25 protein-coding genes and 1 other RNA gene are annotated in these 25,498 nt (G+C 64.6%); 20 read left to right on the top strand and 6 right to left on the bottom strand.

The genetic code is table 11. From position 1 onward, the window contains the following. Window positions 1-8: 8 nt before the first annotated feature. Window positions 9-1,715, top strand: a complete 1,707-nt coding sequence (locus A5791_RS19715; RefSeq protein WP_067240560.1) for a GAF domain-containing sensor histidine kinase — start codon at window positions 9-11, stop codon at window positions 1,713-1,715. On the opposite strand, the gene A5791_RS19710 is transcribed toward A5791_RS19715, so the two are convergent. Then, entirely contained in the window at window positions 1,695-2,693 is a 999-nt protein-coding gene (locus A5791_RS19710) for an NAD(P)H nitroreductase (RefSeq protein ID WP_067240373.1), read from the bottom strand. The genes A5791_RS19715 and A5791_RS19710 overlap by 21 nt on opposite strands. 201 nt (window positions 2,694-2,894) lie before the next feature. Between A5791_RS19710 and A5791_RS19705 the strand changes: the two genes are divergently transcribed. Together A5791_RS19705 and A5791_RS19700 are read left to right on the top strand one after the other, a co-directional pair. Continuing rightward, window positions 2,895-4,286, top strand: coding sequence for a wax ester/triacylglycerol synthase family O-acyltransferase (locus tag A5791_RS19705; protein WP_067240371.1), 1,392 nt, complete (start codon window positions 2,895-2,897; stop codon window positions 4,284-4,286). Window positions 4,287-4,302: 16 nt separating this feature from the next. Further along, window positions 4,303-4,719: a group III truncated hemoglobin gene (locus A5791_RS19700; RefSeq protein ID WP_067240369.1), complete on the top strand. Its 417-nt coding sequence runs from the start codon at window positions 4,303-4,305 to the stop codon at window positions 4,717-4,719. A gap of 1 nt (window position 4,720) precedes the next feature. Here A5791_RS19700 and A5791_RS19695 read toward each other — a convergent pair whose 3' ends face one another. After that, window positions 4,721-5,152: a pyridoxamine 5'-phosphate oxidase family protein gene (locus A5791_RS19695; RefSeq protein ID WP_067240367.1), complete on the bottom strand. Its 432-nt coding sequence runs from the start codon at window positions 5,150-5,152 to the stop codon at window positions 4,721-4,723. A gap of 20 nt (window positions 5,153-5,172) precedes the next feature. After that, complete coding sequence (locus tag A5791_RS19690; protein ID WP_156661520.1) at window positions 5,173-6,138, bottom strand: NAD(P)H nitroreductase; 966 nt, start codon at window positions 6,136-6,138, stop codon at window positions 5,173-5,175. Between the two features lie 608 nt (window positions 6,139-6,746). Here A5791_RS19690 and A5791_RS19685 point away from each other — a divergent pair. Together A5791_RS19685 and A5791_RS19680 are read left to right on the top strand one after the other, a co-directional pair. Continuing rightward, window positions 6,747-6,947, top strand: a complete 201-nt coding sequence (locus tag A5791_RS19685; protein ID WP_067240365.1) for a hypothetical protein — start codon at window positions 6,747-6,749, stop codon at window positions 6,945-6,947. 9 nt (window positions 6,948-6,956) lie between these two features. Beyond that, a complete protein-coding gene (locus A5791_RS19680) occupies window positions 6,957-8,540 on the top strand; it encodes an FAD-binding oxidoreductase (RefSeq protein ID WP_067240363.1) in 1,584 nt (527 codons plus the stop codon). A 161-nt stretch (window positions 8,541-8,701) separates the two neighbouring features. On the opposite strand, the gene A5791_RS19675 is transcribed toward A5791_RS19680, so the two are convergent. Continuing rightward, a complete protein-coding gene (locus A5791_RS19675) occupies window positions 8,702-10,060 on the bottom strand; it encodes an FAD-dependent oxidoreductase (protein WP_067240361.1) in 1,359 nt (452 codons plus the stop codon). A gap of 150 nt (window positions 10,061-10,210) precedes the next feature. On the opposite strand from A5791_RS19675, the gene prfB reads away from it, so the two are divergent. The 12 genes from prfB (at window position 10,211) to A5791_RS19615 (ending at window position 21,138) form a co-directional block, all read left to right on the top strand. Then, window positions 10,211-11,317, top strand: a complete 1,107-nt coding sequence (prfB, locus tag A5791_RS19670; RefSeq protein WP_067240556.1) for a peptide chain release factor 2 — start codon at window positions 10,211-10,213, stop codon at window positions 11,315-11,317. Further along, a complete protein-coding gene (locus A5791_RS19665; RefSeq protein ID WP_067240358.1) occupies window positions 11,307-12,293 on the top strand; it encodes a mechanosensitive ion channel family protein in 987 nt (328 codons plus the stop codon). Before prfB ends, A5791_RS19665 begins: the two co-directional genes overlap by 11 nt. A gap of 4 nt (window positions 12,294-12,297) precedes the next feature. Beyond that, complete coding sequence (locus tag A5791_RS19660) at window positions 12,298-12,774, top strand: hypothetical protein (RefSeq protein ID WP_067240356.1); 477 nt, start codon at window positions 12,298-12,300, stop codon at window positions 12,772-12,774. Window positions 12,775-12,818: 44 nt separating this feature from the next. Then, the gene (gene ftsE, locus A5791_RS19655; protein WP_067240353.1) at window positions 12,819-13,508 is read left to right on the top strand and encodes a cell division ATP-binding protein FtsE; all 690 of its coding nucleotides are present in this window, start codon (window positions 12,819-12,821) and stop codon (window positions 13,506-13,508) included. Further along, on the top strand, window positions 13,509-14,402 hold the full coding sequence (gene ftsX / locus A5791_RS19650) for a permease-like cell division protein FtsX (protein WP_067240351.1): 894 nt from the start codon (window positions 13,509-13,511) through the stop codon (window positions 14,400-14,402). It begins immediately after the preceding gene. 4 nt (window positions 14,403-14,406) lie between these two features. Beyond that, on the top strand, window positions 14,407-14,898 hold the full coding sequence (smpB, locus tag A5791_RS19645) for an SsrA-binding protein SmpB (RefSeq protein WP_067240349.1): 492 nt from the start codon (window positions 14,407-14,409) through the stop codon (window positions 14,896-14,898). Window positions 14,899-14,961: 63 nt separating this feature from the next. Then, on the top strand, window positions 14,962-15,807 hold the full coding sequence (locus A5791_RS19640) for a maleylpyruvate isomerase family mycothiol-dependent enzyme (RefSeq protein WP_067240347.1): 846 nt from the start codon (window positions 14,962-14,964) through the stop codon (window positions 15,805-15,807). A gap of 154 nt (window positions 15,808-15,961) precedes the next feature. Beyond that, on the top strand, window positions 15,962-16,924 hold the full coding sequence (locus A5791_RS19635) for a hypothetical protein (RefSeq protein WP_067240346.1): 963 nt from the start codon (window positions 15,962-15,964) through the stop codon (window positions 16,922-16,924). Window positions 16,925-17,086: 162 nt separating this feature from the next. Then, window positions 17,087-17,454: a transfer-messenger RNA gene (ssrA, locus tag A5791_RS19630) on the top strand. A gap of 570 nt (window positions 17,455-18,024) precedes the next feature. Further along, a complete protein-coding gene (locus A5791_RS19625) occupies window positions 18,025-18,828 on the top strand; it encodes a crotonase/enoyl-CoA hydratase family protein (protein ID WP_067240345.1) in 804 nt (267 codons plus the stop codon). Window positions 18,829-19,246: 418 nt separating this feature from the next. After that, complete coding sequence (locus tag A5791_RS19620) at window positions 19,247-20,017, top strand: esterase (RefSeq protein ID WP_082967023.1); 771 nt, start codon at window positions 19,247-19,249, stop codon at window positions 20,015-20,017. A gap of 212 nt (window positions 20,018-20,229) precedes the next feature. Beyond that, the gene (locus A5791_RS19615) at window positions 20,230-21,138 is read left to right on the top strand and encodes an SDR family oxidoreductase (RefSeq protein WP_067240344.1); all 909 of its coding nucleotides are present in this window, start codon (window positions 20,230-20,232) and stop codon (window positions 21,136-21,138) included. On the opposite strand, the gene A5791_RS19610 is transcribed toward A5791_RS19615, so the two are convergent. Beyond that, window positions 21,105-21,797: a TetR/AcrR family transcriptional regulator gene (locus tag A5791_RS19610; RefSeq protein ID WP_369828105.1), complete on the bottom strand. Its 693-nt coding sequence runs from the start codon at window positions 21,795-21,797 to the stop codon at window positions 21,105-21,107. The two genes, A5791_RS19615 and A5791_RS19610, sit on opposite strands and share 34 nt — an antisense overlap. A gap of 158 nt (window positions 21,798-21,955) precedes the next feature. Here A5791_RS19610 and A5791_RS19605 point away from each other — a divergent pair, with 158 nt between their 5' ends. The 3 genes from A5791_RS19605 (at window position 21,956) to A5791_RS19595 (ending at window position 25,078) form a co-directional block, all read left to right on the top strand. Beyond that, entirely contained in the window at window positions 21,956-22,921 is a 966-nt protein-coding gene (locus A5791_RS19605; RefSeq protein ID WP_067240340.1) for an enoyl-CoA hydratase/isomerase family protein, read from the top strand. After that, window positions 22,918-23,835 carry an alpha/beta hydrolase gene (locus A5791_RS19600; RefSeq protein WP_067240338.1) on the top strand — a complete coding sequence of 306 codons (918 nt, stop codon included), beginning with the start codon at window positions 22,918-22,920 and terminating at the stop codon, window positions 23,833-23,835. Before A5791_RS19605 ends, A5791_RS19600 begins: the two co-directional genes overlap by 4 nt. Before the next feature lie 190 nt (window positions 23,836-24,025). Further along, window positions 24,026-25,078, top strand: a complete 1,053-nt coding sequence (locus tag A5791_RS19595; protein WP_067240551.1) for an NADP-dependent oxidoreductase — start codon at window positions 24,026-24,028, stop codon at window positions 25,076-25,078. On the opposite strand, the gene A5791_RS19590 is transcribed toward A5791_RS19595, so the two are convergent. After that, on the bottom strand, window positions 25,057-25,497 hold the full coding sequence (locus tag A5791_RS19590; protein WP_067240337.1) for a TA system VapC family ribonuclease toxin: 441 nt from the start codon (window positions 25,495-25,497) through the stop codon (window positions 25,057-25,059). The two genes, A5791_RS19595 and A5791_RS19590, sit on opposite strands and share 22 nt — an antisense overlap. Window position 25,498 lies beyond the last annotated feature (1 nt).

The following is a 25,498-nucleotide window of genomic DNA, read 5'->3' as shown; positions in this document are numbered from 1 at the left end:
TGCCGGGCATGACTGACACCAACGATGCGAGTGTGCGGCGCTTGCGCGACACGCTGTCCCAGCTACGTCTGCGCGAGCTTTTAGCGGAAGTGCAAGACCGCGTAGGGCAAATCGTCGAAGGCCGTGACCGGCTGGATGGCCTGGTGGAAGCCATGCTCGTGGTCACGTCGGGCCTGGAGCTCAACGCGACACTGCGCTCGATCGTGCATTCGGCGACCAATCTCGTCGACGCCCGCTACGGCGCGCTGGAGGTGCACGGCCGGGACAACAAGGTGCTGCACTTCGTCTACGAGGGGGTCGACGAGGAAACCGTCCGGCGGATCGGCCACCTGCCCGAAGGTCTCGGCATCATCGGCCTGCTCATCGATGAGCCCAAACCGCTACGGCTGGACGATATCTCGCTGCATCCCGCCTCGGTCGGGTTTCCACCGAACCATCCGCCGATGCGGACCTTCCTCGGGGTGCCGGTTCGGGTGCGTGATGAATCGCTGGGCACTCTGTACCTGACCGACAAGACCACCGGCCAGCCGTTCAGCGACGACGACGAGGTACTGGTACAGGCGCTGGCATCGGCCGCGGGTATTGCCATCGCCAACGCCCGCCTTTACGAGAAGGCCAAGGCGCGCCAGTCGTGGATCGAGGCCACCCGTGATATCGCGACGGAGTTGTTGTCCGGCACTGAACCCGCGACCGTGTTCCGTCTGGTCGCCGAGGAGGCGATGAAGCTGACCCGGGCGGATGCGGCTTTGGTGGCCGTTCCGGATGAGGCGGCGCCGGCGGTCGGCGTGGGGGAGCTGTTGGTGATCGAAACTGCCGGCCTGGCAACCGATTCCGCTGTCGGCCAGACCATTCCGGTGACCGGCACCTCAGTTGGGGATGTTTACGTCAATGGCACTCCGCAACGGGTAGACCGCATCGATCTGGACGGTCTGGCTGACCCGGGCCCGGCGCTGCTGCTACCGCTGCGTGCCACCGACACCGTCGCCGGTGTGGTCGTCGTGCTGCGGCAGGGCGGCCAAGGCTCGTTCAGCGACGAACAGCTCGAGATGATGGCCGCCTTCGCCGATCAGGCCGCGATGGCCTGGCAGCTGGCCACGTCACAACGCCGGATGCGCGAACTCGACGTACTCACCGACCGCGACCGCATCGCGCGTGATCTTCACGACCACGTCATCCAGCGCCTCTTCGCCGTCGGTCTCTCGTTGCAGGGCACTGTTCCCCGGACACGGGAACCCGTTGTACAGCAACGGCTCTCGGCGGCCATCGACGATCTGCAGGCCGTCATCCAAGAGATCCGGACCACCATCTTCGACCTGCATGGGGCGTCGCAGGGCATTACCCGGTTGCGGCAACGAATCGACGAGGCGGTGGCGCAATTCGCCGGGTCGGGGTTGCGCACCACCATCCAATACATCGGGCCGTTGTCGGTCGTCGGCAGCGCGTTGGCCGACCATGCCGAGGCGGTTGTCCGTGAGGCGGTGAGCAACGCCGCGCGGCATGCGCAGGCCAGCACGTTGACGGTTCGGGTCAGCGTGGAAGACGACTTGCGTATCGAGGTGAGCGACGACGGACGAGGGATGCCCGATGAGGTCACCGGCAGCGGTCTGACGAATCTGCGGGGGCGGGCGCAGCAGGTGGGCGGTGAATTCGCCATCGAGAGTGTGCCCGCGGGCGGCGGCACACTGTTGCGCTGGTCAGCTCCCCTCGTCCAATGACCCTTCGGGCCATTCGACGACGCGGGAAAGCTTGCGCCGCGGCGTCGCCGGTAACGGATCGGCATTGATCGGGGCCCAGCCCACGCGCAGCAGCATCTGTGGGTAGCCCTTGCCGCCGAAGACGTCGGCGCGGATCGCGTCGCGCGTTTCGTGGATCTCCAGCGGTTCGGTGATCGGGCAGCTCGCCAGCCCCGTCGCCGTCGCCGTCAGCAAGACGACGCTGGTGGCTTCGCCGGCGCGCAACCGGGCCAACCGGTCGTCTGACTCGGTGCCCAGCGCCAGCAGCGCGGCGTTGTCGTCGGTGGGGGAGGCGCCGGACGGTTGAGCCAGTCCGGCTCCGGCGAAAACCCGTCCGGGGATCGGTGCGCCCGGGTCCGCGGGCGGGATGTTGCGGGCCGGGACCCCGGCGACCGAGCCGTATCGGCCGCTCCACATGGTGAGCTCGCGCAGGTAGTCGCCACTGGACATGTGGTTCCAGACAGCTTGCGCCACAATGGTCTTCATCCGGTCCAGGGCGTCGACCTGGCGGAGCATAACCCCGCTGCGAGCCGCGCGGGCGGCCATCAGGGCGATGTCCCCGCCGGCCACCGGCCAGGAGCTGTAGGTCCGCCGGTCGGTGCGTCGCCGCGGTATGGCCGCCGCCAGCGCGATGTCGGCTTGATCCGGGGTGTGCGGCCGGACCTCGATGCTGGCCAGCAGTCGCGGGTCGTCGGGATCGGGTAGGCGATGCACCTTGGCGTGCCAGCCCATCGAGGCCAAGGCGACGACGCAGTGGTGCAATGCGATTCCGCAGCTGACAATCAGGTCGCGCCCGTCCGGGTCGGTGCTGTGCAGTTGCATTTCCGGTTCGGAGCACAGGTCCAGGCTCGCGCTGCGCACGCGCCACCGCCACGGTTGCGTGTTGTAGATCGAGGGGGCGCGGGTGGCCAGCGTGAGGACCGTCCGAAGAGTCTGGGCGTCGGGGAATTCGGCGTTCATGGCTGCCTCTCTGCTCCGGCAAGCCGCACTGTCGACAACGGTGGCCATGCCTTCAAGGATGCTCCGGTCGCGCCGGCCACGGCAGAGCATGAAGCCCCGGCAGCGAAGGACTTTCGGCCCTGCCCGGCCCGTCCACACCGCGGGATAGTGGTACTGCGGGTTTCAGTAAACAGTCGCTAAAGCGCAGGAAGGTCGCCAATCATGAACCAGCTGACCACACTCGACGCGGGGTTTCTCAAGGCCGAAGACGCCGATCGGCGGGTGAGCCTGGCGATCGGTGGACTCGCGGTCATCGAAGGTCCGGCGCCCGAGCAGGAGGCGCTGGTTTCGGTCGTCGGTGAACGGATGCGGGCCTGCCCACGGTTCGGTCAGCGGTTGCGACTGCGCCCCTTCGATCTAGGGGCTCCGGAATGGGTCGACGATCCCGACTTCGACATCCAGCGGCACGTGCGACGTATTGCGCTGCCGCGGCCCGGGGACGACCGCGAGCTGCACCGAGTGATCGCCGACGTGATGGCGCGGCGTCTGGACCGGGACCGACCCCTGTGGGAGCTATGGGTCATCGAGGGACTCACCGACGATCGGTGGGCGATGCTGACCAAGGTGCACCACTGCATGGCCGACGGAATCGCCGCCACCCACATGCTCGCCGGGATGTGCGATAACGGGATCAGCGACAGTTATGCGCATCGTCTGCGCGCTTCCGTGGACGCCGGCGCGCCGCGGAACGCTCCGCCGGATCCGCTCGGTGTGCTGGGTCGCCTGTGGAAGGCGCCGGGCGCACTCACGGCAGGTGTGCTGCGCGCCGCGCAGGGCGCCGGCGAGATCGCCGCCGGACTATTGAGCCCCGCGCCGTCACCGCTGAACGGGCCGCTGAGCAACATGCGCCGCTACAGCGCGGCACGTGTCGCGCTGGCCGACATCGAACAAGTGCGCCAGACGTTCGGCGTGACGATCAATGATGTTGCGCTGGCGGCGATTACCGAAAGCTACCGCAATGTTCTGGTCGAACGCGGCGAGCAACCGGCGTCCGACTCGCTGCGCACGTTGGTGCCTGTCTCGATGCGGGCCGCCGACGCGTTCGACAAGACGGACAACCGGGTGTCGGTGATGTTGCCGAACCTGCCTGTCGACGAGGACAATCCGGTGCAGCGGCTGCGGACGGTGCACGCGCGAATGGACCGGACCAAGGCCGGCGGCCAGCGCCAGGCCGGAAACGTGTTCGTATCCCTCGCGAATCGCATACCGTTCGCGCTGACCGCGTGGGCGACCGGGTTGTTGATGCGACTGCCCCAGCGTGGAGTGGTGACGGTGGCGACGAACGTACCGGGGCCGCAACGTCCGCTGCGGATGATGGGCAGGTCGGTACTGGCGGTGTTGCCGGTCCCGCCGCTCGCGATGCACCTGCGGACGGGTGTCGCGATGCTCAGTTACGCCGACGATCTGTTCTTCGGGATCCTCGCCGATTACGACGTAGTTGCCGATGCCGACCAGTTGGCCCGGGGGATCGAAGCCGCGGTGGCCCGTCTGGTGGCGATCAGCAAGCGGCGCAGTGCTTCTCGTACTCGCGGACCACTGTCCCTCGTGGTGTGACGTTTCCAATTTGACGATGAGCGCATCAGCTGGGGATCTCGTCGACCGCTCGGACGTGGAGGCACTGCTGCACCGCTTCTACGGACGCGTCTTTGTCGACGACGTGTTGGCCGAGCCGTTCGCCGACTTACGGGCGAGAGGACTGGACGCGCACATGCCGACGATGTGCGACTTCTGGGAGACCGTGCTGTTTCGCGCCGGGCGCTACCGGGGCAGCGCTCTGGTCGCCCATCGGAGCGTGCACCACCGGACTCCACTGTCCGGGAGCCATTTCGTGCGCTGGCTAGGGATCTGGTGCGACACGGTCGACGAGATGTATCAGGGGCCGGCGGCCGAGCGCGCGAAAATTCAGGCGACCAGGATCGCCTGGGCGATGCACCGCCGGCTCACGGGAGTCGATGCGCGCGAACTGGACGCGCTGCTCGCGCGGTGATTCAGGACGCAAAGCTCGCGTGCGGATCCGGTTCCGGACCGAACCTGAACTGGCGGCCGGTGATTTCGGACGGCGTCACCCGGACGTAGTGCACCTTGGGGGTGGCGGTCCACGGGATCAATTGCGCGCGTTCGGCTTCCGTGATCTCGGCGTCGGTGCGCAACAGCTTTGCACGGCCCCTGACGATCACGCTCCAGCCTTCGGCGACATCGTGGTCGTCGGCCTCGAAGAGCACGGTGTTGCTGGCCACGGCGGAGAACAATTTGGTGCCCTCCGCTGTCCGGAACAGCACGGTCCGGCCCTGGACGGCATAGTTGACCGGGAAGATCTCTGGCTCGCCGGCGAATGTGGTGACCAGTCGGCCCAGCGCGACGCCGCCCAACCGGCGCCAGCTTTCGTCTTCGGACAGAACGGTAACGGGCTCCTCGGCCATGGACTCAACCTTTCTTTCGGTTAACGAATCTCTAGCACATTGTCCAATGGCCGCCGCGGAGTCGGGGCCGGAAGATCTTCCATTGGCGGTGTAATGCCTGCGCGGATCACGACCTGTGGTTCGCCGCGATTGCCGATCAGGCCACGCACGATGTCGCGACTCTCGGTCGTTTCGATCAGATGGGTCAACGGGCAAGTCGCCATGCCGGCCATGGTGCATTCCAGTAACACCGTCGAGAGCACCTCGCCGCAGCGCAACACGTCGAGGCGGGTGTCCTCAGGGGTGGACAGCACAAGGATCTTCGAGTCGTCCGCAGTGATCTCGGGGCGGCGATTCTGATGGCCCCGGACGGGGAAATCGCGGCCGACGTCAACCCGGAGCCGTTCGGTGTCCGATGCCAGCGCATTCGGCGGCACGCCCTGTGCCAGTGCGAACGGCGATGTCCACCATTGCAGTTCGGCGTGATACGACGCATCGTCGCGCCGAAGGGCCTCGGTGAGCTGTGATGCCTGTGCCAGTCGTGGCCGCTGGTCATCGTCGAGGACGTCGAGCATTACCTCGCCCTCGTCGATGCCGCTTCGCAGCACCGGTTCGAAGAGGTGCCAACAGGTGGGGGAGTCAAAGGGAAGCCGATCCGTCCGTCGCTGCAGGATTGCGCTGGCGCGGTTTCGCTGCGCTTCCGTGACGTGCTCGATTGGGCTGAAATCGATTGTGGCCAAATGCGCCGCGTTGTTCGGGTTGGGGAACCGGGTGATGTGTGTTCGCCAATGCGCGGCCGTCATCGCGACGCGCAGGTGATCTAGTGCAGCGCCACAACTCAGCAGAGCCTCCCGACCGGAATGATCTGCGGCGGGGACGATTTGGTGGTAGTCGACGAACAGGCGGAGCGCGCTGCCGTCGGCAATCCAATGCCAGGGTTGGCTATTGTGCACGGACGGCGCGCGGCAGGCCAGCAGGACTGCCTTCCTGACGACCGCGATGTCCACGTGCTTCACGTTACGAAGTCTCGGTGTACGTCGATAGGGCCATTGGTCATCTCAGCTAAATCACTTGTCTCATCAGCTATTGCGAATCATCGCGGCGTTTGACCCGATTCGACTCAAATTACTCGACGGTGGCACCCATGGCTTGCGGACTGGGTTGCGCAGTAAGGAATTTCATCGGTGATCAGGCCGGATCGGTGGGCAGCGCCCGGAGCCGCCCCGGTGAGGATTGGCCCCCTAATGGCATCACGTATCTGTGTTTTCAGTGTGAGCTCAGGGCTTTCACTGTGAACCTCCGGCTTTTGTTGTGAACCTACGGCTTTCATTGTGAACCTACGGCGGAAGTCGGCGGCAATTTCCGCCCAGGATTCACGCGCAAAGCCCAGGATTCACGCGCAAAGCTCGACACAGCGAATGGCCGCCGCGGTGACACCTTGAGGCATGGTCCACTGATTCCGCGATCTGCTATCACCGGCGCTATCGAATTGAAGCATCGCGACATCGCGCCTTTTCTGGTAGCCGAGTGGCAGGTGTGACGAGCTGCCAGGGCCCGTCTGGGTACCCGCCAACAAAAAGCGGTGAAAACCGAATTGTCTGGCATTCTGAATCCCATGGGCAAGGAAATCGATCGGGTCCGGGCGACGAGTGCGCTCGAAGTGATCAGGCAGCACCCCGGACTGACGCTCTTCGCGTTGTCGCCACTGATCGGGCTGGTGGCCGTCACCTGGATTCTGGCCGGTGCCGGCTGGGGTATCGCCCTGGCCCTGGTGCTGCTCGTCGCCGGCGGGGCATTCGTCGTCGTCAAACGCTGACGCCGCCGCATGCGTTCGTGGTGGGGTTGGGGCACAGTCGAGGACGCGCTGTCCGTGCAGGAGACGCGGACCTTGGAGTCGCGCGTCGCCGAGTTGCTGCCCGGCCATGACCTGACCGACCACCGGCCCCCGAACCCCAACGAGCTCGGGTTGGCGGCCCCGCGGATCGCTCCGCCGCCCTCGCTGGCCAGCCTGTGTTCGGCCGATCCCGCGGATCGGGCCGGCCATGCGCGCGGTAAGGCGTTTCGTGACGTCGCGCGCAATCTGAACGGCCACCTCGACCACGTTCCCGACCTGATCATCCGGCCGCGCCGCGAACAGGACGTGATCGACGTGCTGGATTGGTGTTCGCGTGAGGGGATTCCGGCGATTCCCTACGGTGGTGGCAGCTCGGTGGTCGGTGGGGTCGAGCCGCGTTTCGACGGTCCGGCGGTCACGGTCGACGTCTCCGTCATGAGCTCAGTGCTGGAAGTGGACCGCGTCAGCCGCGCCGCACGCATTCAGGCGGGCGCGCTTGGTCCGTGGATCGAGCAACAGTTGCGCCCGCACGATCTGACGCTGCGACACTTTCCGCAGTCCTTCGCTTTCTCTAGCCTCGGCGGCTGGCTGGCCACCCGCGCCGGCGGGCACTTCGCGACGCTGTACACCCATATCGACGACCTGACCGAGTCGTTGCGGGTGGTCACACCGGCCGGGGTCAGCGAGTCACGGCGACTGCCCGGATCCGGTGCGGGGCCGTCCTCGGACCGGTTGTTCCTCGGCTCCGAGGGCGCGCTCGGCATCATCACCGAGGCATGGATGCGGCTGCAGGACCGGCCGCGGTGGCAGGTCACGGCGTCAGTGGCATTCGACGATTGGACCGCGGCGGTGGCCGCGACCCGGACCATTGCGCAGGCCGGCCTGTACCCGGCGAACTGCCGGCTGCTGGATCCGGCCGAGGCCTTTCTGAATGCGGGCACTGCGGTCAGCGGCGGGCTGTTGGTGCTCGCCTTCGAGTCGGCCGATCATCCGATCGACCCCTGGCTCGATCGAGCCGTCGAGATCGCGGGCGGACACGGCGGCACCGTCATCGCCCGACGCAGTCGCGAAACACAAAGTCACACAACGGGAAACGATGCTTCAGCCACCTGGCGCTCGGTGTTCCTGCGGATGCCCTATCAGCGTGACGCCCTCGCCCGGCGCGGGGTGATCGCCGAGACCTTCGAAACCGCTTGTACCTGGTCGGGATTCGACGCCCTGCATGCGGCGGTGACCGATGCGGCCCGCACGGCGATCGAAAAGGTCTGCGGGGCCGGTGCAGTGACGTGCCGGTTCACCCACGTCTACCCCGACGGACCCGCACCGTATTACGGCATCTATGCCGGGGGACGCTGGGGCTCACTCGAGGCGCAGTGGGACGAGATCAAAGCCGCTGTGTCCGAAGCGATCAGCACACACGGCGGCACCATCACCCACCATCATGCGGTTGGTCGCGACCATCGACCGTGGTATGACCGGCAGCGCCCGGACCCGTTCGCGGCGGCACTGCGCGCGGCCAAGTCCGCGCTGGACCCGGCCGGCATCCTGAACCCCGGGGTGCTCGTCGACCCGTAAATGGTCGCGGCCCGCTTCGCCCGGCTCCGCCGCGCTTGCGACCGCGATACTTAGATGGTCGCGTCCCGCTTCGCCCGGCTCCGCCGCGCTTGCGACCGCGACCCGTAAATGGTCGCGGCCCGCTTCGCCCGGCTCCGCCGCGCTTGCGACCGCTTCGATGATCAGCCGTGGCCGACGCGCAGCAGCTCGGCCAGGTTCGGCAGTTTGACCCGCGGGCGCCCCTGCGGTTCTCCTGCGGCCCGCTCAAAGCGGTCGATGACATCCCAGTGCGCCGACGTGATCAGCTTCGGCTGGCGTTCGGCCAGCCACTCCGTCAGCTTGTCGGCGTGGTCCGGGGGGAAATCCGCCAAATCGGCGCCGGCCAGATCGGACATCAGCGTGTCGACGGTGTCCTGTGAGTCCTTCTTGTTGGTGCCGATCACACCCGTCGGCCCCCGCTTGATCCATCCGACGACGTATTCGTTGCGGCTGCCCTCGACCCGGCCGGCGGTGTTGGGAATGGTCGCGTTCTTCTCGTCGAACGGCAGCCCCGGGGTGGGCACGCCGCGATAACCCACCGAGCGCACCACCAGCTGAACTGGCAGCTCTTCGCGCTCGCCGGTGTCCCTGGCCGTGATCCGCCCGTTCTCGTCGGTGACAAGTTCGTTGCGGCCCAGCACAATCCGCTCCACTTTGCCCTCGCCTTTGATCTCGATCGGCGATGTCAAGAACCGGAATACCATCCGTCGATGCCCAGGGCGTGGCTCGCGACCGGCATACCCGCGCAGCACGGCGATGTTCTGCTTGCAGACCTTGCCCACGGCGGCCGCATCCTCGTCGGTGATGCCTTCCAGTTCCGCCGGATCGAGCACCACGTCCACGCCTTCGAGATCCGCGAGCTCCCGCAACTCCAGCGTGGTGAACGCAGCTTGCAGCGGCCCGCGCCGCCCGACGATCACCACTTCTTCCACCCCACGCGGCCGCAGCGATTCCAGTGCGTGGTCGGCAATGTCGGTTTCTGCCAACACATTCGGGTCGGTGATCAGGATGCGTGCCACATCGAGCGCGACATTGCCGTTGCCTATGACGACCGCGCGACGGCCCGAGAGGTCGGGCATCATGTCGTAGAAGTTCGGGTGGGCGTTGTACCAGCCCACGAAGTCGACGGCGGCGATGCTGCCCGGCAGATCCTCGCCGGGGATGTTCAGCGCGCGATCGGACTGCGCGCCCACCGCGTAGATGACGGCGTCGTACTGCTCGGCCAGCTCGGCGGACTCGACGTGCTCGCCCACGATCACGTTGCCGAAGAACCGGAAGCGGGGGTCGGCGGCGGTCTTCTCGAATTGTTTGCTGATCGACTTGATCTTGGGGTGGTCGGGCGCGACGCCAGAACGCACCAGCCCCCAGGGCGTCGGCAGCATCTCCAGCATGTCGACGGCGACGTCAATCTGATTGGACGCGTCGGCGGCCTTCAGCAACGATGCCGCAGCAAAGAATCCCGACGGCCCCGAACCGACGATCGCGACATGATATGGACGCATACTCAACCTTCTGTTGTGTCCGGCTGCGACGCCGACGGGCTGAGGAAGAGCTGGGCGTCGCAGTCGCGGGCTGCACACGATTGCCACTCGATGCTAAACGGTGCGCTGCTGGTCGCGGCGCGAACAGGGGCGCCGGTAACGTGGGCGGCTGTGGAACCCGACCGTCAAGCCGACATCGCCGCCCTCGACGCCACCCTGACCACGGTGGAGAGGGTGCTCGATGTCGACGGTCTTCGCAGGCGCATCGAGAAGCTCGAAGTGGAGGCTTCCGATCCCAAACTGTGGGACGACCAAGCGCGGGCGCAAAAAGTGACGAGTGAGTTATCCCACACCCAGGGTGAGCTGCGCCGGGTCGAAGAATTGCGGCAACGCCTCGACGACCTGCCCGTTCTCTACGAATTGGCGACCGAGGAGGGTGAAGCGGACGCGCTGGCCGAGGCTGACGCCGAGCTCAAGGAGCTGCACGACGAGATCGAGGCCGCCGAAGTGCGGACCCTGCTCTCGGGTGAGTACGACGAGCGTGAGGCGCTGATCACCATCCGGTCGGGTGCGGGAGGCGTGGACGCCGCGGACTGGGCCGAGATGCTGATGCGGATGTACATCCGTTGGGCCGAGCAGCACAAGTACCCGGTCGAGGTGTTCGACACCTCCTACGCCGAAGAAGCGGGAATCAAGAGCACCACCTTCGCTGTGCATGCGCCGTTCGCCTACGGCACGCTGTCGGTCGAACAGGGCACCCACCGGCTGGTCCGGATCAGCCCGTTCGACAACCAGAGCCGGCGGCAGACGTCGTTCGCGGAAGTCGAGGTGCTGCCGGTGGTGGAGACCACCGATCACATCGACATTCCGGAAGGTGACGTGCGGGTAGACGTCTACCGCTCCAGCGGGCCGGGCGGCCAGTCGGTGAACACCACCGACTCGGCGGTGCGCTTGACCCACATCCCAACGGGTATCGTCGTGACTTGTCAGAACGAAAAGTCGCAACTGCAGAACAAGGTTTCTGCGATGCGAGTGCTCCAAGCAAAGTTGTTGGAGCGCAAGCGTTTAGAAGAACGTGCAGAGCTGGACGCGTTGAAAGGGGAGGGCGGCAGCTCCTGGGGTAACCAGATGCGCTCCTACGTACTTCACCCGTACCAGATGGTCAAGGATCTGCGGACCGAGTACGAAGTCGGCAATCCGGCGGCCGTTCTGGACGGAGACATCGACGGGTTCCTGGAAGCGGGAATCCGGTGGCGCAACCGAAAAGATGACGACTAACAGACTTATTCTTGCGACAGGGTGGTCCAGCGGGACCCATTACTGGCATGACTTCTGGCGCAGCACGATCGGCGAGCGCAGTCTGCGCATCGTCATATTGCTGATCGGCGCGGTCCTGGCGGCCCGCTTCGTGAGCTGGGTGGCACAGCAGGTGACTCAGCGCCTCGACGTCGGCTTCGAAGAAAGCGACGCGCTGGTGCGTTCCGAGGCCACCAAACACCGTCAAGCGGTGGCGTCGGTGATCCGCTGGGTGTCGATCGTGCTCATCGGCATCGTCGTCGTCATGCAGGTCAGCGACGTCCTGCAGTTCAAGGTTGGGGGCCTGATCGCGCCGGCAACCGTGCTGGGCGCCGCGCTTGGCTTCGGCGCCCAGCAACTGGTCAAGGACCTGCTGTCCGGCTTCTTCATCATCGCGGAGCGGCAGTACGGCTTCGGTGACCTGGTCAAGCTTTCTCTTGGGTCCGCCATCGAGGCTTACGGCACCGTCGAGAATGTGACATTGCGAGTGACCAGGCTGCGTTCTGCCGACGGCGAAGTGTTCACCGTCCCGAATGGTCAGATCATGAAGTCGGCCAACCTGTCCAAGGATTGGGCGCAGGCCGTGGTCGATATTCCGGTGTCAACCACCGCCGATCTCAACCGTGTCAACGACGTCTTGCACCAGGAATGTGAGCACGCCCGCGATGACAGAGTGCTGGGGGAGTTGCTGTCAGACGAGCCCACAGTGATGGGTGTCGAAAGCATCCAGGTCGACACGGTCACGCTGCGCCTGGTGGCCCGCACACTGCCGGGCAAGCAGTTCGAGGCAGGCCGGCGACTGCGTTATCTGGTGGTCCGGGCACTTGAGCGCGCCGGCATCTTGACCGCCGCCGACCCCACGGTGGGCCTGGTCGACGGTCCGGCCGTGCCCGCCGCTGAGGCCGCACAAGAAAACGCGCCGCCGAAATCCGATAAGAAGATTCAAGGCTCGGTGTAGCGCGATGAAGCTCACACTCAATATCTTCGAGAAACGCCAGGAGGACGAGGACAAGCGCTGGCCGAACTATGTCTTCGGCGGACGGCTTCGCACGTCGACGCTGGTGCTTGTCGTCGCGTTCTTCGCGCTGCTGTGGCTACAGGCCCACGAACTCAACGAAAACTCGCCGTCGAAGACGACCACGGTCGTGCCGCCGCCGCCGCCGGGCTACACCACTGACAACCACGAGGGCACCAAGACCTATGTCCCCGACCCCAACTCGGACTACACACTGGTGCCGCGCACCAGATTGCAGCCGCCTTCGACCACTACTGAGCCGCCGCCGACCACGACGACCATCACGACGACGACCCCTCCGCCGTTCCAGCCGCCCTGCATACCGCCCTTCTGCACCCCCAGCCCGACGACGCCCACATCGCCGTCTCAGCTACCGCAGCCCGGGCCCGGTCCGGTGCCCACCCCGGCGCCGCCCGCTCGGTGACCGTCGCGACCCGGCGAAAATCACCGCTACACTGGCGACCCGTGATGATCACGCTGGACCACGTCAGCAAGCAGTACAAATCATCGGCACGTCCGGCGTTGGATGACGTCAACGTCAAGATTGACAAGGGTGAGTTCGTATTCCTGATCGGCCCGTCGGGCTCGGGCAAGTCGACGTTCATGCGGCTACTGCTGGGTGCGGAGGTGCCTACCACCGGTGATGTCCGGGTGTCGAAGTTCCACGTGAACAAGCTGCGTGGCCGCCACATACCGAAGCTGCGCCAGGTGATCGGCTGCGTCTTCCAGGACTTCCGGTTGCTCCAGCAAAAGACCGTGTTCGACAACGTCGCCTTCGCGCTCGAGGTCATCGGCAAGCGCACCGACACGATCAACCGGGTGGTGCCGGACGTGCTGGAGACGGTCGGCCTCTCCGGCAAAGCCAACCGGCTACCGAACGAGCTATCGGGCGGTGAACAGCAGCGGGTCGCGATCGCCCGGGCGTTCGTCAACCGGCCGCTGGTACTACTGGCCGACGAACCCACCGGCAACCTCGACCCCGACACCAGTCAGGACATCATGGATTTGCTCGAACGCATCAATCGCACCGGCACGACGGTGGTGATGGCAACTCACGACCACCACATCGTCGACTCGATGCGGCAGCGCGTGGTCGAACTCTCACTGGGCCGGCTGGTTCGTGACGAACAGCGCGGCGTATACGGGATGGATCGTTAAGTGCGCTTCGGCTTCCTGTTCAACGAGGTCGTCACCGGCCTTCTTCGCAACATCACCATGACCGTGGCGATGATCCTGACCACAGCGATCTCGGTCGGCTTGTTCGGCGGCGGTCTGCTGGTCGTCCAGCTGGCTGAGCACTCCCGGGCCATCTACCTGGATCGGGTCGAGTCCCAGGTGTTCTTGACCACCGACGTCTCGGCCAACGACCCGGCGTGCGATGCCGACCCGTGTAAGGCATTGCGCGGCAAGATCGAGGCACGCAAAGACGTCAAGTCGGTGCGCTTCCTCAATCGCGACGACGCCTACGCCGACGCCATCCGCAAATTCCCGCAGTTCAAGGACGTGGCCGGGAAGGATTCGTTTCCGGCGTCGTTCATCGTCAAACTCGACAACCCCGAGGAGCACAAGGATTTCGACGCCGCCATGCAGGGACAGCCCGGGGTGGACCACGTGCTCAACGAGAAGGAGCTGATCGACCGGCTGTTCGCGGTTCTGAACGGCCTGAGCAACGTCGCGTTCGCCGTTGCGCTGGTCCAGGCCGTCGGGGCCATTCTGCTGATCGCCAACATGGTTCAGGTCGCGGCCTATACCCGGCGTACCGAGATCGGGATCATGCGCCTGGTGGGTGCCAGCCGCTGGTATACCCAGCTGCCGTTCCTGGTGGAGGCCATGCTGGCCGCGACGGTCGGTGTGGGCATCGCCATCCTGGGCCTGCTCGTGGTGCGGGCGTTGTTCCTGGACAGCGCGCTGAGCCAGTTCTACCAAGCCAACCTGATCGCGAAGGTCGACTACATCAACATCCTCGACATCACGCCATGGCTCTTCCTGCTGGGCGTGGCGATGTCCGGGTTGACGGCGTATGTGACGTTGCGCCTATACATGCGGCGGTAAAGCGGTGGCCGACAAGCCTTCCGGCAAGCGCGGTGGCAAACAGATCATCGCCACCAATCGCAAGGCCCGGCACAACTACGCGATCGTCGAGCTGTTCGAGGCCGGGGTGGCGTTGCAAGGCACCGAGGTGAAGAGTCTGCGCGAGGGCCAAGCGTCGCTGGCCGACGCGTTCGCAACGGTTGACGACGGCGAAGTGTGGCTGCGTAACCTGCACATTCCGGAGTATCAGCACGGCAGCTGGACCAACCACGAGCCCCGTCGCAACCGGAAATTGCTGTTGCATCGGCGCCAGATCGACACCCTGATCGGCAAAATTCGCGACGGTAACCTCGCCCTGGTGCCGTTGTCTCTGTACTTCTCCGAAGGGAAAGTGAAGGTCGAGCTCGCGTTGGCGCGTGGCAAGCGAGCGTACGACAAACGCCAGGACATGGCCCGCCGCGACGCCCAGCGCGAGGTGGTCCGCGAACTCGGCCGTCGAGCGAAGGGCATGAGCTGATCGGCACGCACCCGATCGCCGCGGGTTGACGCGTTTCGGCGCTTCGCGGCTTACGATCCGACCATGGCCGACCGACCCCTCACCACGCTCGACAAGGCCGACGTTTTGTCCGGCCTGTTCGAAGTCTGGGATTCCATCGACGCGCTGCTGGACGGGCTGCCCGAGTCGGGCTGGCAGGCGCCGACGCCGCTGCCCGGCTGGAACGTGCAGTCGGTGGTGTCGCACATCATCGGGACGGAGTCCTTCCTGTCGGGCATTTCGCCACCCGAGCCGGACGTCGAGGTCAAGGAGCTTGACCATGTCCGCAACGACATCGGTGCGTTGAACGAATGCTGGGTGCGCCATCTCAGCGGGGAGCCGGGAGCCAGTGTCCTCGAGCGGTTCCGTTCGGTGACTCAGGGCCGCCGCGAGGTTTTGCCCGGCATGTCCGACGAAGAATGGAACGCGCTGACCGTGACACCGGTGGGTCCGGAAAGCTACGGACGGTTCATGCGGGTGCGGGTCTTCGACTGCTGGATGCATGAGCAGGACATCCGAATGGCACTGCAGCGGCCGTCGTCCGACGACGAACTCGGCGGGCGCGCGTCGCAATTGTCGCTCGACGAGATCGCCGGCACGATGGGGTTCGTCGTCGGCAAGCGGGGCAAAGCCCCCGACGGTTCGCGCGTCCTGTTCGAGCTGAACGGCCCGCTGGCCCGCGAAATCCGGGTCAGCGTCGACGGCCGCGCTCAGGTGGTCGACGATTTCGGTGGCCAGGAGCCGACGGCGACCATCCGGCTCGACGGGCTGCAGTTCACCAGGCTTGCCGGCGGCCGGCCGATGTGTCCGGCGCGTAGTCAGGACGTCGAACTCAGTGGTGATGAGGATGTGGCTGCGCAGATCGTCGAGCGCCTGAATTTCGTAATCTGAACGCATCTTTCGCGGTACGTGATGGCCGTTGGGTCAATGCGACATATCTCACAACCGGCCGTTAAATGTTGTCGGTGCGGCCAGCCCGGGTAGCCGAAAAGATACGGGCGCAACTCGCGCCGACAACCAATCGTGAACCCCAGGAGGTCTACTGATGACTGCACCCGATACCTCGAGACTGCTAGTCCAACTGCGCACTCTTCTCGATCTGACCAGCACCGAAATCCAGGTCGCCGAAACTCGCGTCGCCCAGGCTCGCACCGAGGCCGTGCGCCGTGAACTCTCGCAGAACGCCGCCCATGGCCGCGAGCGAGCGGAAGCGATCGAGCGTGCGATACGAGACCTGGGCGGCTACCCCGACGTGATCGGCCCGTTCTTGGGCCGGGCCGCAGCGGCGGTCAAGGCGTTGACCGAACAGGCCCAGCCGTTCGACGAGGCGCTGTTGGGTGACCTTGCGCTGGAGGACCAATTGCTGGACCGTGCCCGCTACGCCAAAGCGCTGGCGGTGGCCGCCGACCGCAAGGACATCGTGGAACTCGCCGACCGCTTGATCACTGCGCACGCCGCGACGGTGGACTGGCTGACCACGGTGCTGGCCGAAGACGCCCTCGGGGGTCCGGCCGCGCTTCGTCGCACCCCGCTGCAGGCAGCCGCGGGCACGGCGGTGAAGTTGTTCAACCTGCCGGCGGCATGGTCGGCGCGTGGGGTGGACAGGGCGGTCGACGCGGTGCGCTCCACCGGTCCCGCGGTCAACGACCTGATCAAGCGCGGCGGCAACGCCAGCGAGATCGCGGCGAAGGCGCTTTCTGCCTCGCAGAACGCCGCTCTGAAAGCCGCCGAGCGGGTCACCCGCTCCGAGGGGGCCAACCGGGTCGCCGACGCGTTGCACACCGGGCGCACCGCCGCAGGCGTTCTCGACGCCCGCGAGTTGCCGATCAAGAACTACGACGACCTCAACGTCAACGACGCGGTGGCCGCGATCAAGGAGCTGACGGCCGCCAACGACGTTCGCGCGATCATCGCCTACGAAGAGGCGCACAAGAACCGGCAACGCATCGTCTCCGCGGCGCAGACTCGCGTTGCCGCCATCGCGCAAGATGTGGTCGGCATCAGCTAGCGAGCCGGCGAGCCAGTCAGTTGAGCGGCCCCCGGGGACCGGGGGCCGTTCGGCTTTGGCCGCCCGGCCCGCGAAGTTAATTGCGTTGCCGCGTGTTGATTTCGGCGTACCATTGATGGTCCTGCCGAAAATCGGCGGGGATGCTCGAAGCAGTAAAGACAAGGGGCTGAAAGGTTTCGACTTCGCGCATCGAATCAAGGGAAGCGTGCCGGTGCAGGCAAGAGACCACCGTAAGCGTCGTTGCAACCATATAAGCGCCGATTCACATCAGCGCGACTACGCTCTCGCTGCCTAAGCGACAGCTAGTCTGTCGGACCGGGAACGCCCTCGACCCGGACCCCGGCATCAGCTAGAGGGATCCACCGATGAGTTCGGTCGCGGGACTCATCGGGACAATCACAGCGACTGGGATCGTCATCCTGGCTAGTTCGCGGGACCAGGAGATCCGAGCAGAGGCATAGCGAACTGCGCACGGAGAAGCCTTGAGGGAATGCCGTAGGACCCGGGTTCGATTCCCGGCAGCTCCACCACGGAAGTTCTGGTACTCCGGGAACTCGTCCGCCGCGTTACCAGCAGAAGTCGCATGAATCCTCTCGAACCGGGGGCGGATTGTCTCCGTCCCACACATCGCTCGGTAGGTGGCCCTTGTACGGAACGTTGCCGGCCGAATTCTGTACCCAGTACCACGTGTGGCAGACATTCATGTCCCATTGGTAGGCGACGCCTGGTCCTGACGACATGTCGTAGCGGGAGTACACCATGGAATTGCCGGGGCACCACGTATGCGGTGGTAGGGGTCGGGCCTGGGCAGGAGCTGCCAGCAGCAAACCACAGCCAGCCAACACAGTGGATGCCAGTGCTGCGATTCGTCGGTTCATCTTCTGATCTCTCAGTTTGTTGGTAACCACAGCGTGCGCCTGACAGCTTGCGGAACTCTTGCGTCGGCCGGGCGGTACCGACCGAAGACGCCTCCGCCGCTTCGCAGTAGAGCGGATCGCCCCGTCTGGTTCTCGATAGCGGAGTGGGCAGACGGAAGTAGACCAAGTTGGTTGCCGCTGCCAGACCATCTGATCAGGTCACGGCGCGATAGATTCCTACTTGTGAGCGAAGACAGAGTCCGTCTGCGGATCGCCGAAAACGGCGTGGCAACGGTGACCATGGTGCGCGCCGATAAGCACAATGCGCTCGACCAAGCAATGTTCGAAGGCTTGGTGGAGGCCGCAGAGCAGCTGGCGGGTGATACATCGGTCCGCGCGGTCGTTCTCCACGGTGAGGGCAAGAGCTTCTGCTCTGGTTTGGACGTGGCAAGTTTCATGGGCGGCGAAGGTGGCACGGGCGTTCTGTTGGCCCGAGACGAGGACCGGCCGGCGAACCTCGCTCAGCGCGTGAGCTACGACTGGTCGCTGGTACCGGCGCCAGTCATCGCCGCGATCCACGGCAACTGCTTCGGCGGCGGTTTGCAGATCGCACTCGGCGCTGATATCCGGATCGCCGCGCCTGACGCGAAGCTGAGCATCATGGAGATCAAGTGGGGACTCGTTCCCGACATGGGCATCACGCAGACACTGCCGAGACTTCTACCGATCGACGTCGCGAAAGAGTTGACGTTCACTGGCCGCATTGTTTCCGGAAGCGAGGGTTCCGAGCTCGGCTTGGTCACTCGGACGGCCGCGGATCCGCTGGCAGCGGCGCTGGCGCTCGCGGGCGAGATCGCACTGAAGTCACCGGATGCCATCCGTGCCGCGAAGTGCCTGTACAACGAAACCTGGATCAGCAACGACGCCGCGGCGGCTCTTGCGCGAGAATCAGATCTGCAAACCGGACTGATCGGCACACCCAACCAGATCGCTGCCGTGGTCGCTGGAATGTCTGGGGAGCGTCCGGTTTTCGCCGACCCCGCTTAGCGTGATGATCTTTCGGATCCCGGAACCTCTGAACATCTTCCGTCGCGCACATCACATTGCGGGGCACAACGCCGACTCCTGAAAGCTCGCGGCTACGCGCCGAGCTCCATAGTGTTGATGCCATCAACACCTTCCGCGTAACCGGAGGTCGTGTCGCGACGATTCGCCTACTATCGCGTGCAAAATTCAACGTTTCCGCACCTCGGAGCCATTTTTGTGGTGTCGTCGATTCCCGGCAGCTCACTGCTTGACCAGCGGAACCCCACAGGCGCGATCTGACGAATCCGCTGACGCGTGTTCGCCACGACCGGCCGTCGGTCCGCACGCGGTATCTCCGCCCGGCATGCTTCACAGGAACAATCCACGCTAGTCTCGCGTGCGCGGCGCCGTGCCGCAGTTCGCTCGGAGGGATTTGGACATGCGAATCGTCAAAGTGGCCGTGCTCGTTGCGGCAGCCGCCATCGTCGGCTCGAATGGTGTCGCCGGGGCCGCACCGAAGGATTACTGCGCCGACCTCAAGGGTGGCAATACCGGTAAGACGTGTGAGATCCAGCTCTCTGACCCCGGGTACAGGGTCGACATCAGCATCCCGCTGGACTACCCCGACCAGAAGTCGGTCGCCGACTACATCTCCCAAACGCGCGACGGGTTCTTGAACGTCGCCAAGTCGGGTGCGCCTCGCGATACTCCGTATGAGCTGACCATCAAACCGACGGAATACAACTCGGCGATTCCCCCGCGCGGCACGCAGGCCGTGGTGTTCAAGGTTTACCAGAACGTCGGCGGCGCGCATCCGCAAACGACGTTCAAGGCGTTCAACTGGGACCAGACCTATCGCAAGGCGATCACCTATACAGCCGCGTCGGACGACAAAGAACATACGCCGTTGTGGCGGGTCGATGATCCCCTGAAGACCGTCGCGCCGATCGTGCAGGCTGAGCTGCAGAAGCAACTGGCCCCAACGCCGCCGCCGGCACAACCGGGACAACCGGCTACGGCCACGCCGACTCCCGCGCCGCCATTGCCGATCGCACAACCGGCGCTGTACAACCCTGCCAACTACCAGAATTTCGCGGTGGTTAACGACGGGGTGATCTTCTTCTTCGACCAAGGCGTGCTGCTGCCCGACTCATTCGGGGCGTTGCAGGTCCTGGTTCCCCGGTCGGCAATCGACCCGATGCTCGCGTAAAAGTCCCACCACCGTTAGTTCCGCAGGTCGGCGCGATTTCTACGACTGAATGTCCTTATTGGAACCGCTGCAACAGACTGGGCGATGCGGGTCCTGACCGCCACTGTGTCAGCGGCATGGGCATCCGTTACCGCACACTCGCCCGCGTTCTCGAACCCCTACGAGAAACGACTGCGTTTGCGTTTCGGCTATAACGAAGTTACATTCGCCCGATGGTTCGCAAACTTATGGGTCGAAGAATCGTTATCACCGGAGCGGCTCGCGGCATCGGAGAGAAGGTGGCACGAGTCGCGGCTGCCCGAGGTGCTCGGTTGGCGCTGATCGGCCTTGAGCCCGATCGGTTGTGTGCCCTCGCTGAGGACCTGGGTCCTGGCGCGTCCTGGTGGGAAGCCGATGTGCGCGACGGCGCTGCTTTGCGGTCGGCGATCGATAACTGTGCAGGGGTGATGGGTGGCATCGACATCGTGGTCGCCAATGCAGGGGTTGTGTCCTATGGGACGGTGCGGCAGGTCGACGAAGCGTCGTTCGAGCGAGTTGTGGACATCAACGTGAACGGCGTTTTCCGCACCCTCAAGTACGCGACGCCCCATCTGCAGCGCAGCCGAGGCCAGGTGATGGTCGTAGCATCCGCGCTTTCGTTCACGCCGCTGGCTGGAATGAGCTCATATGCCGCGAGCAAGGCCGGCGTCGAGATGCTCGCCCTGGCTTACCGCCAGGAGGTGTCGCACCTCGGTATCAGCGTCGGGCTCGTGCATCCCTCGTGGATTGACACAGACCTCGTCCGAGGCGCGGAGGCAGACTTTCCGTCGTTCCAGGACCTGCGCCGACGGCTGCCCTATCCAGGCAACGTCACCACGAGCGTCGACCGGGCAGCCGCCGCGATTGTCGACGGCCTCGCGCGCCGGCGCAGCCGGGTGTACGTCCCGCGCGCAGTCGTGGTGGCCAACTGGGCCAAGGCGGCGCTGAACTCCCCGGCGGCATGGCCCTGGATGAGGCGATTCGCAGCCGATGTGGTGCCGACCCTTGAGAGCGAGTGCGAGGCACTGGGCAGGCATGACCAACTCGTACCGGGGGTCGACAAACTTAATTACGAGACCACGCCATCCTCCACGTCAGCCTGACGTTCGTCAGCCCGCGCAATCGACTCGAACATGCGCGCGGCCACTTCGTGTGAGGCCTGCGCCCTTTTCCGCGTATCGCCCAGTCCGACAGAAAGATTCACACCCATCGGCAGTAGTACCTGCCTGACTGGGTCATCGAAATCGACGAAGGTCTGCGCCAACTCGAGTGTGATGAAGCCATGCACGAAGCTCCACAACTGGGCAGCGACGCCTTCGGGTTCTTGTGGCGTGACCCTGCCTGAACTGACGAGCCGTTGGCACGCTTCTGCAACATGGGCGTAGGCGGCTCGGAAGGTCGGCGAACTTCCGCTAGAACGAACGTCGGCTTCTGTCAGCGGACGATACGTCGAGCGAGTGGACAGTCCAAACATGACGTCATACAGGTGGGGGTTCTCGCGGGCGAACCGCCGGCACGTCAGCGCCTGGACAGCCAGATCCGCGATTGGATCATCAGTCACCGGAAGACGAGAAAACGCTCTGTCGAGCTCCTTGAACCCTTGCTCTACAACGGCACCCATGAGCTCAGGAACCCCACCGAAGTAGTGGTACACCAAACTCGTCGAGAGCCCACTTGCGGCCGATACGGTACGCACCTTGATGGCGGATGGCCCCTGCTCGGCCAGCAGACGGATCGTGGCCTGAATGAGCCGTTCCGGCACCCGCTCCGGTATCGCCTCATCTGAGGTGCTCGGCATGGTTTCCCCTGAATTCACACAGTCCCGAAGGACAGTCCGCCTGATCCTTGCCAGATCAGTATAACTTCGTTATAGTATCTTGTAACTTCGTTACAAACTCGTGTTTACGAGAGGACACACCGATGACTGACCATTTCGAGATCGATGACCGCGGCGCCGTGCTGACTGTGCGGGTCGACGGGGGACCCCACAGCCTGTTTGGCCTCGACATCGCCAACCAGCTCGACGAGTTCGTGGACCGCGTCGACCGCGATCCGCGCGTGCACGCCGTTGTCTTCACAGGCGCGCGACCCGGCCGGTTCGTCAGCCATGCCGATGTGCGCTGGCTGCAGGCAGAGGGTGCCGCTGTTCCGGAATTGAGCCGACGCGGCGCCTCGGCCGCACTGCGCTTGGCGAGAGGCATAGACCGAGTCCGCATCCTCGAGCCGGTTGTGCAGCGAACCCCGCTGCGGGGAGTCGCTCAGCTCGACCGCTTGCACGCGACGTTCTTGAAGATGAACGCCAGCGGCGTAATCTTCGTTGCTGCCCTGAACGGTTCGGCTCTGGGCCTGGGTGCGGAATTCGCGTGGGCATGCGATTTGCGCGTCATGGCCGACGGTGACTTTTTCATCGGTCAGCCAGAAGTCCTCCTCGGGATCATGCCCGGCGGCGGTGGCTCCCAGCGACTGACCCGGCTGATCGGTGCCCACAAATCGCTGGTCGCGATCCTCGAGGGCAAGCCGTTCACCCCGGCGGAGGCTCTGGCCAACGGCGCCGTTGACGACGTGGTGGCGCCTGACGACGTCGTCACCCGAGCGGCCGAACTGGCGGCATACTTCGGCAAGCGGACCAAGGGGTCAGTCGAGGCGATCAAGCGGTCGGTGTACTTCGGTGGCTCGATGTCGCTGCCGGAAGGCCTGCACATGGAGCGCACCGAGTTCCTCGGCACCGATCAGTCCGAGGTCGGTCAGGAACTGATGGTCTCCTACCTGGCGACCACGGAGGCCACCGGCGAACTACCTCTCTACCGCCCGGACACCTATGCAGAAGCGCTCGCATCGGGTCGGGTGCCCGGGGTCGGCACTAGCAACGGTGCACTGAAGAAATGACCACCGTGCAGCCTTTCACACGCCACGACGTTTCGTTCACCTCCGGCGAAGACACCTGCGCCGCATGGCTTTACGTGCCAACCAGCGTCACCGCGCCGCCCGTGGTCATCCTGGGACACGGCCTCGGTGCCACCCGCGAGATGCGCCTGGACGCTTTCGCCGAGCGTTTCGCACACGCCGGCATCGCGGCCTTCGCCTTCACCTATCGGCACTTCGGCGACAGCAGTGGACAACCCCGCCAGCTCCTTTCGATCAAGCGACAACTCGCAGACTGGGACGCCGCCATCGAATGGGTGAAGACTCGACGCGACATCGACGGCAACCGGATTGCGGTGTGGGGCAGCTCCTTTGGTGGCGGCCACTCCATCATCGTCGCCTCACGCCATCCCGAACTGCGCGCGGCCGTGGCTCAGTGCCCGTTCACCGACGGCCTCGCCTCAGCGCTCGCGCTGGGCACTGCTGAATCCCTGAAGGTGTTGCCCTCGGTCGCGCGGGATTTGGCTTCCATGATCTTTCGCAGGCCGCCCGTGATGATCCCGCTCGCCGGCCCCCCGGGCTCGTTGGCCCTGATGAACGCCCCGGACGCCCTTCCCGGTTACGCGGCGCTGGTGCCGCCCGACAGAACGTTTCGGAATGAGGTAGCGGCGCGGGTCGCGCCGACAATCATGGCCTATCGGCCCGGACGCGCTGCGAGGAAGATCGGCGTCCCAATCCTGTTCTGCGTCAGTAACACCGATTCGGTCACGCCACCCGCCCAGACCCTGCGATACGCGCGCACGGCAAGGCGGGGTGAGATCAAGCGCTACGATGCCGGCCATTTCGACTTCTACCTCGGGGAGGTCTTTGAAGCACTGGTACGCGACCAAATCGAGTTCCTCACCGAGCAACTCCGCCCGACGCCTGCGTCAGGGTAAACCCCTGACCATCGACCCGCAGCGCTGCAAGCACTTTGCGCGCGCAATCTCAGCGGCTACAAGCGCCCAACCACGTTCTTGTCGCCGATGCCATCCCGAGAAACGCGGGATCGACAAAACCCTCGCTGCGGAAACGCCTTGGCGCGGCCGAGGCCCGGGCAATGACCATCAGGAGATCGACATGAACACGATGAAAGCTTTTGCTATCAGCCGATATGGAAAGAAGGAAAGCCTTCAGGCTATCGAGGCGCCCGAGCCCGAATTGCGGGACGGTGACGTCTTGGTCCGAATCCACGCCGCCAGCATCAATCCCTTGGATCTGAAGATCAGGAATGGCGAGCTCAAACTCCTTCTGCCCTACCAATTGCCGCTGGTCCTGGGCAACGATCTCGCCGGCACTGTCGTCAAGGCTGGCCCCGAGATTCAGCGATTCAAGCCAGGTGACGAAGTCTACGCGAGGCCCGCTCAAGACCGGATTGGCACTTTCGCGGAATTGATCGCAATCGCCGAGAACGACGTCGCCAAAAAACCGCACCGGCTAGATATGGAACAAGCAGCTTCGGTACCTCTGGTCGGTCTGACCGCTTGGCAAGCCCTGATCGAAAAAGCAAAGCTACAACCCGGCCAGAAGGTGCTCATCCACGCCGGCTCCGGAGGTGTCGGGACGATCGCCATTCAACTGGCCAAGCATCTCGGGGCGACTGTCGCTACAACCACCAGCACTGCGAACGTTCCATGGGTCAGAAGTCTCGGAGCAGATGTCGTCATCGACTACAAGAACAACGATTTCGAAGCCATCCTGCGCGATTACGACGTGGTACTCGACACCCAGGGCGGCGAGACACTCGAAAAGTCGCTGCGGGTGCTCAAACCCGGCGGCAAAGTCATCTCCGTGGCAGGGCCGCCTGAACCCAACTTTGCCAAAGAGTTCGGGGTGAACTGGCTTTTGATACAAGCGATGCGCCTCCTCAGTTTCAAGATCAGACGGAAAGCCAAGCGGCGCGGAGTGACCTACTCGTTCTTGTTCATGAAAGCGAGTGGTGACCAGTTGCGCGAGCTCGGGGACCTCATTGATTTCGGTGTCATCCGTCCTGTTGTGGATCGGGTCTTTCCATTCCAATCGACCAGGGACGCTTTGGCCTACGTAGAAAAGGGGCGCGCAAAGGGCAAGGTGGTCGTAAAAATCAGAGGAGAAGTTCTGGAGGATGCAGGAACGTTGGCTCACCTGTCGCCAACCGTCTGAATGGGATTGACCCACTGGACTTCACTGAATCGCGCGAAATCCGAGTCGGCGCTGATGATCGTCAAGCCGTGTTCGATACACAACGCAGCAAGCGCCGCGTCGCTGACCAGGTTTGCGCGCAGCTCCAGTTCGCGGACTAGCCGGGCGAAAATCTTTCGGTAACCCGGCCCCGGAGCCGGAATCCATGTTGTGGGTGCATCGAGCCAATCCTCGACGTAAGACCACGCTTCCGGCGGAGTCAGGGGTGAATGCAACGCCCGTGGGTGGGTGGCGATTCGAACGAACGCGGTCGCCGAACTCCACGGAATACCCACGCGCCGGCTTCCGTTGAGTGCACGTTCAAGCCAGCAACGTGACGCCTCATGGAAGGTGCTGGTCTCATCGACGGCGTAAAGCAGGATGTTCGCGTCGACCAACAAA

Source organism: Mycobacterium sp. 852002-51163_SCH5372311 (genome assembly GCF_001667115.1).
Lineage (GTDB): Bacteria > Actinomycetota > Actinomycetes > Mycobacteriales > Mycobacteriaceae > Mycobacterium.
The sequence above is the reverse complement of the archived record's forward strand: the minus strand, read 5'-3'. Positions and strand labels throughout refer to the sequence as shown.

Bases quoted from the DNA above. Each gene is read 5' to 3' on its own strand.
- A5791_RS19640 (WP_067240347.1), top strand. From the start codon at position 14,962: ATGGCCGACCGACCCCTCACCACGCTCGACAAGGCCGACGTTTTGTCC.
- A5791_RS19700 (WP_067240369.1), top strand. From the start codon at position 4,303: ATGAGCGCATCAGCTGGGGATCTCGTCGACCGCTCGGACGTGGAGGCA.
- A5791_RS19595 (WP_067240551.1), top strand. From the start codon at position 24,026: ATGAAAGCTTTTGCTATCAGCCGATATGGAAAGAAGGAAAGCCTTCAG.
- A5791_RS19675 (WP_067240361.1), bottom strand. From the start codon at position 10,060: ATGCGTCCATATCATGTCGCGATCGTCGGTTCGGGGCCGTCGGGATTC.
- A5791_RS19705 (WP_067240371.1), top strand. From the start codon at position 2,895: ATGAACCAGCTGACCACACTCGACGCGGGGTTTCTCAAGGCCGAAGAC.
- A5791_RS19600 (WP_067240338.1), top strand. From the start codon at position 22,918: ATGACCACCGTGCAGCCTTTCACACGCCACGACGTTTCGTTCACCTCC.
- A5791_RS19680 (WP_067240363.1), top strand. From the start codon at position 6,957: ATGCGTTCGTGGTGGGGTTGGGGCACAGTCGAGGACGCGCTGTCCGTG.
- A5791_RS19605 (WP_067240340.1), top strand. From the start codon at position 21,956: ATGACTGACCATTTCGAGATCGATGACCGCGGCGCCGTGCTGACTGTG.
- A5791_RS19715 (WP_067240560.1), top strand. From the start codon at position 9: ATGACTGACACCAACGATGCGAGTGTGCGGCGCTTGCGCGACACGCTG.
- A5791_RS19695 (WP_067240367.1), bottom strand. From the start codon at position 5,152: ATGGCCGAGGAGCCCGTTACCGTTCTGTCCGAAGACGAAAGCTGGCGC.
- A5791_RS19685 (WP_067240365.1), top strand. From the start codon at position 6,747: ATGGGCAAGGAAATCGATCGGGTCCGGGCGACGAGTGCGCTCGAAGTG.
- A5791_RS19620 (WP_082967023.1), top strand. From the start codon at position 19,247: ATGCGAATCGTCAAAGTGGCCGTGCTCGTTGCGGCAGCCGCCATCGTC.
- A5791_RS19615 (WP_067240344.1), top strand. From the start codon at position 20,230: ATGGTTCGCAAACTTATGGGTCGAAGAATCGTTATCACCGGAGCGGCT.
- A5791_RS19665 (WP_067240358.1), top strand. From the start codon at position 11,307: ATGACGACTAACAGACTTATTCTTGCGACAGGGTGGTCCAGCGGGACC.
- A5791_RS19635 (WP_067240346.1), top strand. From the start codon at position 15,962: ATGACTGCACCCGATACCTCGAGACTGCTAGTCCAACTGCGCACTCTT.
- A5791_RS19710 (WP_067240373.1), bottom strand. From the start codon at position 2,693: ATGAACGCCGAATTCCCCGACGCCCAGACTCTTCGGACGGTCCTCACG.
- A5791_RS19660 (WP_067240356.1), top strand. From the start codon at position 12,298: ATGAAGCTCACACTCAATATCTTCGAGAAACGCCAGGAGGACGAGGAC.
- ftsE (WP_067240353.1), top strand. From the start codon at position 12,819: ATGATCACGCTGGACCACGTCAGCAAGCAGTACAAATCATCGGCACGT.